This is a genomic window from Arthrobacter sp. DualSoilB13 (genome assembly GCF_055389195.1).
The window spans coordinates 2,735,817-2,751,351 of sequence record NZ_AP035865.1 but is presented as its reverse complement, the minus strand read 5'-3'; the positions used below and the strand labels follow the sequence as shown (position 1 = coordinate 2,751,351).

The following is a 15,535-nucleotide window of genomic DNA, read 5'->3' as shown; positions in this document are numbered from 1 at the left end:
GTCACAGCAAAGGGTGAAGCCCGGACGGAACGTCCAGGCTTCACCTTTTTGCTTTCTCTCAAAGCACGATCGGTTGGGCCTACCCTATTTCCAGGGCGGTAACCTGCCAAACACCGTCCAGCCGCTCCAGCCTCATGGCGACGGCACGGCAACGCTGCTCCTCAGCGACGACGATGCTTGCTTCACAGATTGATTCGGAAATGGAACAGACCCGAACCGAACGCACCATGGGACTACGGTGCGGTTGGGCAGTACCTCGGCTCCTGGCTGAGTGTTTTCGGGTCAATGCTGCCCGATGCTGGAGCGACAGATAACACTCGGCGTCCAGCGAGCGTGAGAGCTGCTGGACGGGACGGGTTCCCGCCAGTACTTCCAAGGTTGCCTGCGCGATGCTTCGGGCAACAAGCCGGACGTCGATGTCCGAGCCGCTTTGGCCGGATGCTGGTGCCGTATGTTGCGTGCTCCGAGGGCCTGCTGGCCGGGTTTTCGTTGCAAGGGTCATGGTCATACCTCTGGCATTCACTACATGAGTTGCAGCGTGGGGACGCTTTACTCATTGGCTTCTGCTGGGATGACACTACGGATTGGCTTTGAGATGTGAAGGTTGTCCCTGAGCGGACGGTCCTTATGGAGGAAGCGGGCACTGAAGTCCCGGCCTTACTAGCTTGGTGCCGGGGGCTGAAGAACCTGCCCCGGGAGTAGCACGGTGGGGTCCCCTCCGATGACTGCCCTGTTGGCGGCATACCACTTGGGCCACGTCAACGCGACGTCCACGTCGGTTGCAAAGGGTCCGAGCCGGGAGGCCGCAATCGACCATAGCGAGTCGCCATCCTCAACAACAACGGCGGCTTCTCCCGCTAGGGTGGTTGAACGTGTGGACTGGCGGCTTAGCAACCCCGGGTCAACCACGGGGGGCCGGGGTTGCCAGCGCGGGTCATGAGGCCGGGATGCTGAAGCATGGGCATCGTCTACAGATCGCGGGATGGAACTCGCGCGGTCCAAGGAAGCCGGAGTCCACGCCGCTTTTCCCGGCGCCCTATGAGGAGAGGCGCTTTGCCAGCCAGGTTCCGGTGGTGCGGCATCTGCTTGGGCTATTCCCGCGCCCATGAGATTCAGGCTCACGACGGCCACCGCGAGCCGCAACATAAAGGCGGGGCTGAACCGTGAAAGGAGATGGGCGCTCTTCTTGTGCCCAACCCGATGCAACAACGATGCCAGGAAAGCGATGAAGAACGTCAGTGCCCACCAGATGACAACAGAAAGTCCCACTGCGTTGGCTGAGAAGCCGAGAAGATGTTCGAAGGTAAGGGTCTGACCATGCCGCTCCGCTGCCTGCCACTGCGTAAGCAGCACATTTCCCGTAAGTACCAAGGACAGTCCCAGCCCAAGAACAAACGCTGCCAGGGCAGAGTCACTACGCAATACTTTTGCCACTAAAAGCCCCCATGCTCCCTTTGATGCAATTTGATGCGGTTTGATCTATTTGACTCATTCTGAACATGTTTGCAGTGCCTTGTCCAGTTGCAACCCTGATGTACCTCTCCGATTCGTCGCACATCCTTCATGCAGCCTAGTCTGACCACATGAGATGGGACTCTCTCTTTAGCGATCTGGAAGCACAATTCTCGGCGGGGCGCGCCTTGGAAGCCGAACTCGAGATCACAGAGCGGGCAAGGGTTGAGCTGGCGGGCATCGAATTGGCTGACCGTCTGCGTGGGGCCTTCGGAGCGGACATCAAGGTCGTTCTGATTGACGGCAGGGTCCTACGAGGACGGTTGAGCCACGTGGGCGGCGAATGGCTGGTCTTGACGGAGCGAGCGCGGGAGTGGTTACTGCCCTATCCCTCCGTTGTGACATACGAAGGACTCGGCAGGGTAGCGCTGAAACCTGCGTCCCGGATACAGCAGTCGCTGGGCATCGCCTCAGCACTGAGGGCACTGGCACGCGATCGTGCCGAGCTGGTGGTTCATCTGAAAGTAGCGGCACGTGATGGATATGAGCTGCAAGGAGTAATAGACAGGGTCGGCCGGGACTACCTTGACCTTGCGGTGGTTCAGAACGGTGAATCGCGCCGGCCCGGCAGGGTGGCTGCGGTAATGACCATTCCCTTCAGTTCGTTGGCAGCGCTTTGCTCGGCGGGTAACCAGGACTTCAGGAGCGGCGGGGACTAAGACCGGTTGGTTTTGGCCTTGGCCTCTTCGATCATGCGGCCAGCTTCTGCATAGCGGTCTTCGATATATTGCTCCAACATCTTCTCTTCGATACGCCACTGTCCTCGGCCACCCACTTGAATGGCCTTCAGCTCGCCACTCCTAACCAGCGCGTAGGCCTGTGGCGAGTTGATTTGTAGTTGTTCTGCGACGTCCGCAAGAGTCAGGAATCGGGGCATGGCTTCATTTTGCCACCGTTGCTGATGTTTGGTGTAGTTATCCACAGTTTCGGCCCATTTGAGGCCGGTGGCCTTGGCTCCGCGAAAATGCGCCGGTAAGAATGAGGAGGCAGGTGCTTCCACCATGCCGTAACTCAAAGCGGGGAAGCAGGAAAATGGGAGAAAGTATCGGCGTGGCCGCGAGGCTAAGGAAACCATCATGGAAAGATCCGCGGCTTCTTATCGGTCTTTTGCTGGTCCTGGGGTCCGTCGCAGGCGTCATTGCCTTGGTGGGCACCGCAGACAGGACAACCCAGGTCTTCGCCGCCCGGGAAGACATCGCGGTAGGTCAGGTGGTCACGGAGGCGGACCTCTCCATTGTCAAAGTTCGTTTGGATGACGTTGAGGCCGGCTACATCACTGTGGAACAAGGGCTTGCGGAGAGCAGCGTGGCACTGCAGCGGATGGCAAAGAACCAGTTGATCCCTCGGGCAAGCCTGGGAGTCGCCGATGCGTTGGACCGCAAACCTGTAGCGATTGCCTTGGAGGAAGAACTCCCCCCGCAGGCCGTTCCAGGCGCCAGGGTGGACGTGTGGGTCTCCATGCCGGGTGCAAGCAGCGCTTTTGACGCGCCGGAGATGCTCCTGCCGAGCGCAGAAATTGCCGCGGTGACTCCTGGGAGTACTACGTTGGGCTCGGCCAGAACAACTGTGGTGATGGTGCTGGTGACGGATGAACAAATGCCGAAATTGTTGGGCGCCCAGGCGAACAGGGCCAAGGTCTCCGTCGTGTGGAACCCCACGGGCGTTGTTCGATGAGCATTCCTGTAGTGACCGTCGGCTCCGCTCAGGAAGCTGTAGTGGGCGGGTTGGAGCGCCTCCGCGGTCCCGTAACGGTTGTGCGCCGTTGTTCGGAGCTTGCTGAGCTTATTGCTGCTTGCCAAAGCGGCCTCGCGGTTGCCGCCGTCGTAGCGGAGGGCTGCGAGGAACTCACCACCACGCTGGTTGATCGTCTTGGGGCGGTGGGTGTCTCAATCATCGCCCTGACGGACGATCCAGCCGAGGCCAAACGTCTGCACTCCATAGGTGCCTTACCGGCTATGACGGGCATCGAAGCCGGTGACTTGGCGGCCAAAATATCTGAGGCCGTTGGCAGGGGGAGCCGGCAAAGCCTGCCTGCCTCCGCCCGAGACACCGGATTTGCCGATCCTGGGGCAGAGCTGCGCTCGATGCCGGAATCGGACCGCAGGGATGAAGAGACTCCGCAGGGAGGCGGCCGGATCATTGCCGTGTGGGGGCCGATCGGCGCCCCCGGAAGGACGTTCCTTGCTGCCAACATCGCGGCGGAGTTGGCCGCGGAAGGCAAATCAGTCCTTCTGGTGGATGCGGACAGCTACGGCGCAAGCATGTCGGCGGTGCTCGGCCTTCTGGAGGAGTCGGCTGGTTTTGCCCAGGCTTGCCGACTGGCGGACCAGGGACTGCTGGATGGTCAAGCCCTCAGGGCGGTGGCGATTCCTGTCTTCACCAAGGGAGGAACTTTTAGGGTGCTGACGGGTACAACCAGAGCGGATCGATGGACCGAACTCAGGGCGGGAGCCGTCGCGATGGTTCTGGATGCGGCGCGGCAACTAGCGGATCATGTTGTGGTGGACACAGGTTTCTGCCTTGAATCAGACGAAGAGCTTAGCTTCGACACTATGGCTCCGCGTCGGAATGCCGCCACCCTGCGGAGCTTGGAAATGGCTGATGTTGTGTTTGCCGTTGGTTCCGCCGACGCGATTGGAGTGCCACGTTTGGTACGGGGACTGGCGGAGCTTGAGGCTGCGGTCCCGGAGGTATCTCCCCGGGTCGTGTTGAACAAGGTGAAGCGCTCGGCAGTTGGCCATTCGCCCCGGCAACAACTGAACGATGCGTGGGACCGATACGGCCCCGGAGTGGGCGTGGACGCCTACCTTCCCGCTGACCCCGTGGCATGTGACGCGGCTTTACTCACGGGTTCAGTATTACTGGAAGTAGCACCCGACTCGCCCCTGCGAAAGGCCATAGTAGGGCTGGTCTGTGCACCTGTCCAGCAAAAACAGGATTCCTTTGGCCGAACTATCAGAGCTTTGCGTCTGCCAAAGCGCTAGGCTCGCCATGTGGGCTGCAGAGTCGCAGCAATCAACATGTGATGGAGGCGTTTGTCGATGTCGTCAGGATCCAGCGTGGAGGATCGGTCCGATGCAGCAGTTGTCCGTGAAGGGTTCTTCGGTGACTACTATGAACACCTTGCAGAGGAGGATTCACGTGCGTATTCGCCCGAACTCTTGATTGCGCGGGCTACAAAGCACAGGGACATCGCCCAGTCCCGTCTACCTGGGAATGCAGTCGTCAAAATCGCCGGTGAGCCCGAGCGAAGTGTCGTTTACATCGTCACTGACGATATGCCGTTTCTGGTCGACTCCGTCAATGCAGAGCTTGTTCGCCAGAACTGCGCCATCCGGCTGGTCATGCACCCTCTGTTCGTGGTCACCCGTGATCGCAAATCCGGCGAGCTCACCAGTATCTCCAGGGTCCCCTCCAATGTCGGCATTTCCAGTGGCGACACCGCAGCACTCCCCAGCGTGGCCCATCTGCTGGGCGATGGCGATAACGCTTCCCACATGGAGTCATGGATCGCGGTTGAAATTGACCGGATAGGTGACGACGCGCGGGAAGAATTGATCGCAGGGCTCCAACGTGTCCTCGGCGACGTCAGGGCGGCAGTGGAGGACTGGCCCAAGATGCGCAGCAAGGCGCTCGAGCTGGCCGAGGCATTGGGTGGCGTGACGCACCCCGAGCAAGTGGCTGAGCTCAGGCAGGCACAAGACCTTTTGCGTTGGCTGGACAACGGAAACTTCACGTTCCTGGGCTACCGCGAATACGACCTTGTGGATGAAAACGGTGAGGACGTTCTTCAGCTCCGGGAAGACAGCGGCCTGGGCCTCCTGCGTGCCGGAGACACCACGCGTCAAGTCCAGCACCTCACGGATGCGGGCCGGAAGCGTGCAAGGGAAAAGCGTGCTTTGGTGATCACCAAGGCCAATTCGCGCTCCACTGTGCACCGACCCGCCTATCTCGACTACATCGGCGTCAAGAGCTTTGATGCGTTGGGCAACGTCAACGGGGAACGCCGCTTCATCGGCCTCTTCGCCACGAGTGCATACACCGGATCCGTGCGCAGCATCCCGATTGTTCGGGACAAGGTGGACGCTGTTCTTCGTAACGCCGGCTTCCCCATTGACTCCCACTCCGGCAAGGACCTTCTGGGAATCCTCGAAACGTATCCCCGCGACGAACTCTTCCAGATCGAGATTCCGGACCTTGCCTCCACGGCCACCGGAATTCAACGGCTCCAGGAACGCCGGCGGACCAAGCTGTTCTTGCGCCCGGACATTTACGGCCGCTTCATGTCCGCAGTGGTCTACCTGCCTCGTGACCGTTACACCACCAGTGTTCGTCTCCGAATCGAGCAGGAGCTTCGCGAAACGTTCCATGCCGAGAGCATCGACTACGAGGCCCGGATCACTGAATCTGCCTTGGCCCGTGTTTTCTTCAGGATCAGGTTGCCCCGCACAGCTGAACTGGCGGAAGTGGACGTAAAAGAGTTGGAACAACGTCTGATGCGCGCCTCCAGATCGTGGAGTGAAGGTATCTCAGAGGTTCTCCGCGAGCACAGGTCTTCGGCGGATGCCGACGTTTTGTCAGCACTCTGGGCCGAGGCATTCCCTGCAGGCTACCGTGTTGACTACGAAGTGGAAGACGCTCTTGAGGACATTGAGCGCTTCGAGAAATATGGAGCGGAGGCAGAGCGGGCAGGCCGGGTAACCAAGCAGATCAGGCCTGGCGTCCATGTGTATCTCCCTGAGGGCGCCGGTGAGGCCTTGGAAGAGGATGCCCGCGTCAAGCTCTACTTGATGGAGCCCAAGAGCCTCAGCCAGATCCTTCCCTACTTCCACAATCTCGGCCTTGAGGTCCTGGATGAGCGGCCCTTCGAGATTGAGACCTCGGATCACCGCGACTTCTTCCTGTACGATCTCGGACTCAAGTACCCCGTGGGTGTAGACCCGTTGGCCACGGGAGATCTCCTGAGCGATTCCTTCGGCGCAGCCATCACCGGCGCTGTCGAGTCGGACAACTTCGATCGGCTGGTACTCCGCGAAGGAATCCACTGGCGTCAAGTGGTGGTGCTCCGCGCCTACGCCAAATACATGCGGCAGATGGGCAACACCAACTCCTTTGGGTTCATCGCCGATACGCTGCTTGGCAATCCTGATGTTGCGCGGGGGCTCAACGAACTCTTCTCCGCGCGGTTCGATCCCACAGTTGCTGAAGAGCAGCGGCCCGAGCGCCAAGCTGCAGCCCGGGCAGCCCTTGCGGAGTCGATTGAGCAGGTGGCCACGTTGGATGCCGATCGCGTCCTGCGAACTTTCGTGAACCTTATTGAGGCGACTCTGCGGACCAATTACTACCAGAACAAGGAATACCTCAGCTTTAAGCTGGACCCCACATCGATCGATGGTCTTCCTTTCCCGCGCCCGATGTACGAGATCTGGGTCTACTCACCGAGAGTTGAAGGCGTGCACCTGCGGTTTGGAAAGGTAGCCCGCGGTGGCCTTCGCTGGTCCGACCGTCGGGAGGACTTCCGGACGGAGATTCTGGGACTCGTCAAGGCTCAGACCGTCAAGAATGCCGTCATCGTCCCCACAGGTGCCAAGGGTGGCTTCTTCGCCAAGAAGCTTCCCAACCCGGCCGCGGACAGGGCAGCTTGGATGGCCGAGGGAATCGAGAGCTACAAGACTTTCATTCGAGGCCTGTTGGACATTACGGACAACCTCGTTACATCAGCAGACGGCGAAAGGCTCGTGCCGCCGTCGGACGTTGTCCGGCACGACGGCGACGATTCCTACCTCGTGGTGGCAGCAGACAAGGGCACGGCAACGTTCTCCGACACCGCTAACGGATTGGCGGCCGAATACGGATTCTGGCTTGGTGACGCGTTTGCCTCGGGCGGGTCGGTGGGCTACGACCACAAGGCTATGGGCATCACCGCGCGCGGGGCGTGGGAATCAGTCAAGAGGCATTTCAGCGAGCTTGACCTCGACACCCAGACCGAGGAATTCACAGTAGTTGGCGTCGGCGACATGTCCGGTGACGTCTTCGGCAATGGCATGCTGCTTTCCCGCCATATCCGGCTGCTCGCCGCCTTTGACCACCGCCACATTTTCCTTGACCCCGCACCTGATGCGTCCTCATCGTTTGACGAGCGCCAAAGGCTCTTCGAACTGCCCCGGTCTTCCTGGGACGACTATGACCGGTCGCTGATCAGCGAAGGCGGCGGCGTTTACCCCCGTCAGGCCAAGACCATCCCGGTCTCGGAGCAGGTACGCAAGGCGTTGGGTCTGCCCGAAGGAACGACGCAGCTAAGCCCGCCGGAGCTTCTCCGCGCGATTTTGCTGGCGCCGGCTGACCTTCTCTACAACGGTGGTATCGGCACTTACGTCAAGGCCAGCACTGAAACGCATGCTGCCGTGGGCGACAAAGCAAATGACGCTATCCGCGTGGACGGCCGGGATCTGAGGGTCAAGGTTGTTGGCGAAGGTGGAAACCTGGGCCTGACGCAAAGGGGCCGCATCGAAGCCGCATTGCAAGGCGTCATCCTGAATACTGACGCAATCGATAACTCTGCCGGCGTGGACTGCTCCGACCATGAGGTCAATATCAAGATCTTCGTTGACCGGATGGTAGCGGCCGGCAAGCTTGACGCGGCGGAAAGGGCCGGCTTCCTGGCCGATATGACCGATGAGGTGGGACGGCTTGTCCTGCAAGACAACATTGACCAGAACATTTTGCTTCTGAACGACCGCACACGGGTCGCGGACTGGAGCCCAAGCTACGAGCGGCTCATGGACTGGCTGGAGAAGTCCGCCGATCTCAAGCGCGATCTGGAAGCACTTCCCACCACAGAGACTCTCCGGTCCAGGCTGGAACAGGGGCAGGGTCTTACGTCTCCCGAACTTGCGGTCCTGGCCGCATACGCAAAGATCGAACTGGCTGCAGCGTTGCGGGATAGCAACCTTGCCGATGATCCGTGGTTTGCGGACACTATTCGTGACTATTTCCCGAAACAGCTGCGGGAGAAATTCGACGCTGAGCTGGATACGCACCCGCTGCGGCGCGAGATCATCGCCACAGTAGTTGCCAACGACATCATCAACCTGGGCGGCATCACATTCGCTTTCCGGGCCATTGAGGAAACCTCGGCCAACGAGGTAGCCGTTGGCAAAGCCTTCGTTGCGCTGCGTGAAATCTACGATCTTGATCCGATGGTGGCCGAGCTGAATGCGCTTCCCGCATCATTCCCGACTGAACACTGGAGTGAAGTCCATTTGGACATCCGGCGGTTGCTGGACCGGGCAGTGCGTTGGGTGCTGGGGCAAGGGATGGCGTCGCAGCCTATTTCGGACGTAGTGGAATCCTTCAAGCCCTTGTTGGCCCCACTGAGGGCCAAGCTTCTGGACTACCTTCGGGGTGAGGACAAGGTCCGCATTTCGGGCTGGTTGGACAAAGCCCGTGGCTGGGAACTTCCGGACCACCTCGCGAAAAGGTGGGCGGAGTTGTTCGAAAGTTACGCGCTTTTGGACATCGCGCGAATCGCCGAGACCGGAAGCGAAGGCGTCGAGGATGTAGCGCACGTTTACTACACGGTGTTCAACCGCTTCCACGTGGATTCACTTCTGGAACGCATCAGTTCCCTGCCCCGCGATGACCGCTGGCAGGCCCTGGCACGGGCAGCCCTTCGCGACGACTTGTACTCCACAGTGGCTGACATGACGACGTCGGTCCTTGAGTCGACGGAGTCCGGCACCGTGGCTGAAGAACGCCTTAAGGCCTGGGAAGGGCAAAATGCTGAGCAGCTGGCACGCGCCAAGACCATGTTTGACGAGGTCAACGCGCTGGAAGCCGACGACATGGCCTCACTGTCGGTAGCATTAAGGCTCTTGAGGTCAATCGTTCGACGCTAGGGTCAGTCCCGGCGTCGCAAATGGAGGTGCAGTGGCAATCTTTACAGACCCCATCAGGGAACACGCTGATTTCGGGCCTGGGGATGCCGAATGGCTGCACCTCCTCGTCGGCGACTGGCAAATGGTCGCTGACTTGGCTTTCGCGGACCTCGCTTTGTGGTTTCCGCACCCGGAATTTGGCTACATCGCCCTCGCCCACGTCCGTCCGTCGACATCGCATACGGTGTTCCACGCGGACTTCGTGGGTGAGGGCATACGCTCGGATCTGCGCCCCCTAGTGGATAAGGCGTGGAACAGCCGGTCGATTGAACGTTCCAGCGAAACGAGTTGGAGCAGCGAGATGGCACTCCGGGTAGAGGCTGTGCCGATGGTGCGCAACGGCCGGACTCTGGCGGTTGTGACATCGCATATGGACTTGTCCAGTTCACGCATGCCATCGAGGCTGGAACTCACCTATCGCCAGTGCGCCTATGACCTCCTGCGGATGGGTACGTTGGGACTATGGCCCGACTTTGCCTCCCCAACGGGCTCGCGTCGCGGAGCACCTCGAGTCGGCGACGGCCTCATCCGACTCGACGCCGAAGGCATCGTCCAATACGCCAGCCCCAATGGCGTTTCCGCTTTCCGTCGACTCGGCGAAGTTGAGTCCTTGGAAGGCCGTTCTTTGGCGGAGGTGACGGCCGGCCTTCTGAAGGACCGGCGCATGGTGGATGAAACGCTGCCCTTGGTGGTCACGGGGCGCATGCCTTGGCGCAGCGAAATTGAGTCCAGGGGTGTCAGCCTTTCACTCCGAGCCATCCCTTTGCGCGATGAGCAGCACCGCTTCGGAGCCCTTGTCCTGTGCCGCGACGTCTCTGAATTGCGTCGCAGGGAAATGGAACTTGTTACCAAGGACGCCACGATCCGGGAAATCCATCACAGGGTCAAGAACAATCTTCAGACGGTGGCAGCCCTTCTGCGAATGCAATCACGGCGAATGGTCAGCGACGAAGCCAAGCAGGGCCTCGAGCAAGCGATGAGGCGCGTAGCCACCATTGCCCTCGTTCATGAAACTCTTTCTCAGGGGCTGACGCAGAGCGTCGACTTCGACGAACTGATCGGGCGCCAGTTCCGGCTTTCTGCGGAAGTAGCCTCCCCGTCCCAACAGGTGCGGACGGAACGCTCAGGAATGTTCGGCGAATTGCCCAGCGATTTCGCCACTCCGCTGGCTTTGGTCATCAACGAACTGGTCACCAACGCTGTTGAGCACGGACTCGAGGGGCGGACAGGAACCGTATGGCTCCTGGCCGACAGGGCAGAAGGGGACGGAGACGACGAATTCCTGACTGTGACTATTGCAGACGACGGCGTTGGACTGCCTGACGGCCAATACACCGAGGGTCTGGGCTTGCAGATTGTTCGCACACTCGTGACAAGCGAACTTGGAGGGTCCATCCAGTGGATCCCGCGCGAAGGGGGCGGAACCGCCGTCGAAATCGTCCTCAACCTTGCCAGGGCTTAGCCCCCGGGGGCAGGAGACTGACTCCCGGGGGCGGGAGTCAACGAGAAGCGCGAATAAGCCAACGAAAAGGCCGCGGACCAAACGGTCCGCGGCCTTTTTCGGTCCGTGGGTTAGGAAGCGCGACGTGCGCGTGCAGCGCGGCGCTTGAGCGCGCGTCGTTCATCTTCACTCATGCCGCCCCAAACACCGGCGTCCTGTCCGGACTCCAAGGCCCACTGAAGGCAAGTGTCCACAACGGGGCAGCGGCGGCAGACGCTCTTGGCTTCCTCGATCTGCAGAAGTGCTGGTCCCGTGTTGCCGACTGGGAAGAAGAGCTCCGGGTCCTTGTCGAGGCAGGCTGCGCGATTACGCCAATCCATGCTGATCAGTCACTCCATTCGTGAGAACTAGAAGGGCCTTTTGTGAAAACATTCACGAGAGGCTCCAAAGGAAAGGGGCCCGCATGGGCCCCCTTGGTCGTCTGAGTCAAGCGTTTCATGTTAACGCCTTGTAAACAAGGGGTGTTAGTGGTCGAAATGCTCGGAATCCGTGAGCGATGCATCACATCAGCCGCCAGTGCCCTCACTGCTAGATGACTATGTCCGGTAGTGTGCCAGTGTGTCAAGACCTCCCGAAAACCCAGCCCAGCCCGTGTCCGGCCCGGACGGTAGCGATGATTCCGGCGCGACCGGGAACAACGCTTCAAGCTCATCTGGCGTAGCTCGACCGCCGTTGGGAATTGTGATCATTTCAGTGGTTGTACTGCTCGAAGCACTAGCTCTCCTCGGTGCCGCCGCATGGTACGCATATGAACTGCTGCGTGGTGCTCCTGTACTGACTTTTTGGGGGGCAGTTTTCACTCTAGGGCTTTTGCTGGCCTTCTCCGTCTGGTTATTCGCCGTAGGCCACTTCCTCTACCGTGGCTATAGGTGGACGCGGGCGGCTGCGCTCGTGGCCCAGTTGTTTGTCCTCACCATCGGCTTTCCCACCATGACCGGCGGGCTGGTGTGGCAGGGACTGGCAATGTTGCTCCCGGCACTGGCTGCGATCGTCTTCCTATTTCAGAAGGATGTTGTGGCTTATGCCTCACGGACCGGGGGAGCGTCCGCGGCACTGTGATGACCGGCGGTCCCTTCCGGTGCGGCGTGCTTACGGCTTCAATGGATTTTGCCAGACGGCGGAAAACCTGAAGTGAAGACGCCCTGAAAGGGGATTATCTGCTGCCCGTTGACCAGAAACCCGCGCCCTGGACGCCCGGCGCGATCGGCCTCAAGCCGGACGCCAAGGAGATCTCCGTCGTGGGGTGTCCCGGGCGCCAACACCAATCCCATGCTGGAAGCCTGCGCTTCCTTTGCGAACGGCAGATGTAAAAGCAGGGACGGCCCTGGTGTCGCTGTCATGATGATGCCGCGGACTTTTCCAACCAAGCCAGCCAAAGCCTGGCGCCCTTGGGCATCCAGTGTCTCCGCGTCGTCCACCAGCAGAATGCTGTTGGCGCAAAAGCTACCCGCTGCAGCCTTGCGCGCGACCGAAAGCCAAAAAGTCCCAGCCGTCGACGCGTCCGGCGGGTATACCCACGGAAACGAAGGGTTGAGAGCAAGCAGTGACGCCAAGGTGGAGCTCTTTCCAGATCGTGGCGTGCCAAGGATAGTGCTGACCCCATTTTCGCGGAGAGGCATGGACACAGGGTCGGCTTCATCTCCGCCGACGCCGATCCATAGCGGGCCCTGCAAATGACCGTAGGCGGCTTGTGCGCTCTCCGGGCGGGCTATAGCCGCGACGCCGAATCCGCCCGGCACTTCCCGTGCGCGTAAGGCGGCCACTAGGGCCTGAAGGTCCCTGACGTGAAGAAGGTCGGGGAGTGGTCGCACCCTAAAAGGCGGTTCGGAAGGCTCGAGATCATCGAACGGCCAGCGCTCGTTGGACGGAGCCCCGCGAAACTGAGCCACGGTTCCGTCTTCTTTGGCAAACTTTCCCATGACGACGGCCCTCCCGGGATGTGATTGCACATCCGGGAGCCGCGGCCAGTGGAACCGCGACTCTTCGGTGGATCCCAAAGGGAAATACGCGCGGTTCTGTATTGCAGCAAAAAAGCGCGAGCTGACAAGTTCCCTTTCCCCTGAAATGAGAACAGTGACGCCAAGGGAACCACCGTCCCTGACGATGTCCTGCAGGATTCCTTCTGCGTATCCGAAGGGCCCGCTCCGGATTGCTGCAGCCCACGAGCACCACCCGGCCACGATCAAGACCAAGGGTGAATTGCCTGCCTCGAAGACACCAGCGCTTCGTCGACGTTCCATTTCTTCGGCGAGGCGTTTCAAGACCCGCGTGGCCAAGGGCAATTGGTGCAGGCCCACCACGGCGCCAATCCGGCCCTCAGGACCGAGGTGCCCAAGCGCGCCCGTCGCATCCAGGATATAGACGTGGGGTTGGGGTCTCCGGGTAGCAAGCATCGCGGATGCAGCGATGAAAGACTCCCGCATGCCACTGGAGTCGCTGCCTATCATTGCCAGATGTCCGTCTTCGGAAGGCGACCACACCAGCGGTTCCACAACTTGGTGCAGTGGCCTATCGATCATCGCCAAGGGGCCGACTGTCCAACGGTCCTTCTCATCGGACCCATCTCCTTCATCAACAAGAAGCTGTTCGTGCCACGGAATTGATGTGGTCAGTGGCGCCGCAATCGGACGCCGGGGGAAGGGCTCGCCTAGTACCCGCCAAGCCTCGCGGACTATTGAGACGACCCCTTCGGGACCGGTATTCGGGGGAGAGCCTTGCTCATTGGCCGCATACCGCACGTCGGAATGCTGTAAGGCCCGCGAAGCCGATTGCACGGCCTGCTGCGAACCATCAGGTCCTGCGCCGGATGCTTCACTGTCGGGGGAGAGCGCGAGAGAGGCTGTCTGAAATTCTTCGGGGCTACTCGACGCTTTGGCAAGGTATGCCCGCCCAGGAGTCTCTACCCGTATGGAGGCGGCGGCCTTCGTATTGATGATGTCCATGGACTCTGCTTCCGTTTGCACTCGCATGGCTATGCTGGACGTCACATTTGCCCGGATATCTGCGGTGAGTGCTCCCTGCGGCCTCTGCGTAGCCATCACTAGGTGAATGCCCAGTGACCGCCCGATAGTCGCGATACGCATTAGCTCGCGGAGTGTGTTTGGGGTCTCGTCCACCAGGACCCGGAATTCATCAATCACGAGGACCAGATACGGGATATTCGGGTCGGTGACGGAGCCCGCTTGCCGATACTGCGCAAGATCAGACACGTTGGCCGCAGCGAACAGCTCCTCGCGGTACCGGATCTCTCCGCGCAGTGATACAAGGGCGCGATCCACATGGTGCCTGCTGAGGTCTGTCAGGAGTCCGACGCAGTGCGGAAGCTGAGCAAGTGGTTGCAGTCCCGACCCGCCCTTGAAATCCAGGAACAGGAAAGTTGTGTGATCCGGAGAATGGCTCAACGCGATGGAAGACACCAGCGTCCTCAGGAGCTCGGATTTACCTGCGCCGGTGGTTCCGGCAACCAGAAGGTGGGGGCCGTCGAGCCTGAAGTCAAAGGTCACTGGGCCGCTGTTACCTTTACCCAGCGTCGCGATTGGCCCGTTTCGCCCGGACGTCTCGGTCCACTTACGAAGTACCCTGCGTTGCCCGTGGGGAAGCAACTCAGCCAATGAACACTCCTCCGGAATCACTGCGCCCTGCCCCGGGTCTTCAGCGAGGGACGTGGCGGAGGACTTACGGCAGAACCTGTCGAAAACTTGCGCTGACACCAGGTCCGGTACAAACGATCGGCGCTCGCCATCCGTCTCCACATAGCCGGCACTTCCCGAGGGTGAAATTTCAACCACCACCGCCGAACGTTGTAACGAAACGCAGCAATGTAGCACCTGCCACCCGGAGGATCGTGCGGCTTTCAGGAGGGATGACCATAATTCCGCGTCATCAGGTAGGAAATCATCGACCATGAAGAGCCTGCCGCCCATCTTCCCGCTTCCGCGGTGCAGGGCGGCAAGGACGGTTTCCGGGCTGATTGCCAGCGTAACGCGGGGGAGAAACCGGGCACTCAGTGGCAACCTTCCCGCTCGTCCAAAAACAACGACAGGCGTTTCCGCGGCAGCGGGGAAACTGGCTAGCTGCATCAATAGGAAACGAAGCAAGCCATCTGTATGGTCCGGCTGTCCGCACAGCGCCACTTCGGGATACCTGGGGTCCAACGTTATCGCCGCCGCCCCAATGGTGGGCTGCCGAAAGTCTGGATCATCAGGAGTCAGTCGAATGTTTGCCACTGTTTGAGTGACTCCGATACGAAGCCATACATCTGGCCCATGTGCGTGGGATTCTGCCGCCGAAGCCGCAGGCCGGGTGACGGCTGGATCTCTTGTGGCAGGTTCCATTGCCAGTTGTTCCACAGGGGAGGGGTGATGAACTGCCAAAACCAACTCGGCGGCCGATGGCGAGCATCGGTGTCGGCGTTCTATGTCGTCCTGGACGGCGCGCGATATGGCCAGTTTGCCGGCCAGCCGCCCTTTCCGCCCTGCGATCAACGGGACGAGAATGCTCATTGCTGAAATGGCGGTGAACCCCAAATACATCCACATCCCCGTAGCCAGGGAGAGGCCGATTCCCGCTACCAAGGGCAGGCCGG

General features: G+C 60.4%; 11 protein-coding genes. 6 read left to right on the top strand and 5 right to left on the bottom strand.

Going from position 1 to position 15,535, the window contains the following annotated elements:
- Positions 1-79: 79 nt before the first annotated feature.
- Together ACZ5J0_RS12630 and ACZ5J0_RS12625 are read right to left on the bottom strand one after the other, a co-directional pair.
- Positions 80-502, bottom strand: coding sequence for an Rv3235 family protein (locus tag ACZ5J0_RS12630; RefSeq protein ID WP_223940541.1), 423 nt, complete (start codon positions 500-502; stop codon positions 80-82).
- A 158-nt stretch (positions 503-660) separates the two neighbouring features.
- Positions 661-1,434 (bottom strand): LysM peptidoglycan-binding domain-containing protein, encoded by a 774-nt coding sequence (locus tag ACZ5J0_RS12625; RefSeq protein ID WP_223940540.1) that lies wholly within the window; start codon positions 1,432-1,434, stop codon positions 661-663.
- Between the two features lie 149 nt (positions 1,435-1,583).
- Between ACZ5J0_RS12625 and ACZ5J0_RS12620 the strand changes: the two genes are divergently transcribed.
- Positions 1,584-2,171, top strand: coding sequence for a hypothetical protein (locus ACZ5J0_RS12620; protein ID WP_223940539.1), 588 nt, complete (start codon positions 1,584-1,586; stop codon positions 2,169-2,171).
- On the opposite strand, the gene ACZ5J0_RS12615 is transcribed toward ACZ5J0_RS12620, so the two are convergent.
- Positions 2,168-2,389, bottom strand: a complete 222-nt coding sequence (locus ACZ5J0_RS12615) for a helix-turn-helix domain-containing protein (protein ID WP_142938660.1) — start codon at positions 2,387-2,389, stop codon at positions 2,168-2,170. The genes ACZ5J0_RS12620 and ACZ5J0_RS12615 overlap by 4 nt on opposite strands.
- Positions 2,390-2,544: 155 nt before the next feature.
- On the opposite strand from ACZ5J0_RS12615, the gene ACZ5J0_RS12610 reads away from it, so the two are divergent.
- From ACZ5J0_RS12610 to ACZ5J0_RS12595, 4 genes are read left to right on the top strand one after another with little or no spacing between them, the layout of a single operon-like run.
- Positions 2,545-3,186, top strand: a complete 642-nt coding sequence (locus ACZ5J0_RS12610) for an SAF domain-containing protein (RefSeq protein WP_142938561.1) — start codon at positions 2,545-2,547, stop codon at positions 3,184-3,186.
- Positions 3,183-4,496, top strand: a complete 1,314-nt coding sequence (locus tag ACZ5J0_RS12605; RefSeq protein WP_166840135.1) for an AAA family ATPase — start codon at positions 3,183-3,185, stop codon at positions 4,494-4,496. The genes ACZ5J0_RS12610 and ACZ5J0_RS12605 overlap by 4 nt, the downstream gene beginning before the upstream one ends.
- A gap of 57 nt (positions 4,497-4,553) precedes the next feature.
- Positions 4,554-9,410: an NAD-glutamate dehydrogenase gene (locus ACZ5J0_RS12600; RefSeq protein WP_464093232.1), complete on the top strand. Its 4,857-nt coding sequence runs from the start codon at positions 4,554-4,556 to the stop codon at positions 9,408-9,410.
- Between the two features lie 31 nt (positions 9,411-9,441).
- Positions 9,442-10,911 carry a sensor histidine kinase gene (locus ACZ5J0_RS12595; RefSeq protein ID WP_142938564.1) on the top strand — a complete coding sequence of 490 codons (1,470 nt, stop codon included), beginning with the start codon at positions 9,442-9,444 and terminating at the stop codon, positions 10,909-10,911.
- A gap of 110 nt (positions 10,912-11,021) precedes the next feature.
- Here ACZ5J0_RS12595 and ACZ5J0_RS12590 read toward each other — a convergent pair whose 3' ends face one another.
- A complete protein-coding gene (locus tag ACZ5J0_RS12590; protein WP_003804966.1) occupies positions 11,022-11,270 on the bottom strand; it encodes a WhiB family transcriptional regulator in 249 nt (82 codons plus the stop codon).
- Between the two features lie 238 nt (positions 11,271-11,508).
- Between ACZ5J0_RS12590 and ACZ5J0_RS12585 the strand changes: the two genes are divergently transcribed.
- Positions 11,509-12,009, top strand: coding sequence for a hypothetical protein (locus ACZ5J0_RS12585; RefSeq protein WP_142938565.1), 501 nt, complete (start codon positions 11,509-11,511; stop codon positions 12,007-12,009).
- A 38-nt stretch (positions 12,010-12,047) separates the two neighbouring features.
- On the opposite strand, the gene ACZ5J0_RS12580 is transcribed toward ACZ5J0_RS12585, so the two are convergent.
- Complete coding sequence (locus ACZ5J0_RS12580) at positions 12,048-14,741, bottom strand: FtsK/SpoIIIE domain-containing protein (RefSeq protein ID WP_250819793.1); 2,694 nt, start codon at positions 14,739-14,741, stop codon at positions 12,048-12,050.
- Positions 14,742-15,535 lie beyond the last annotated feature (794 nt).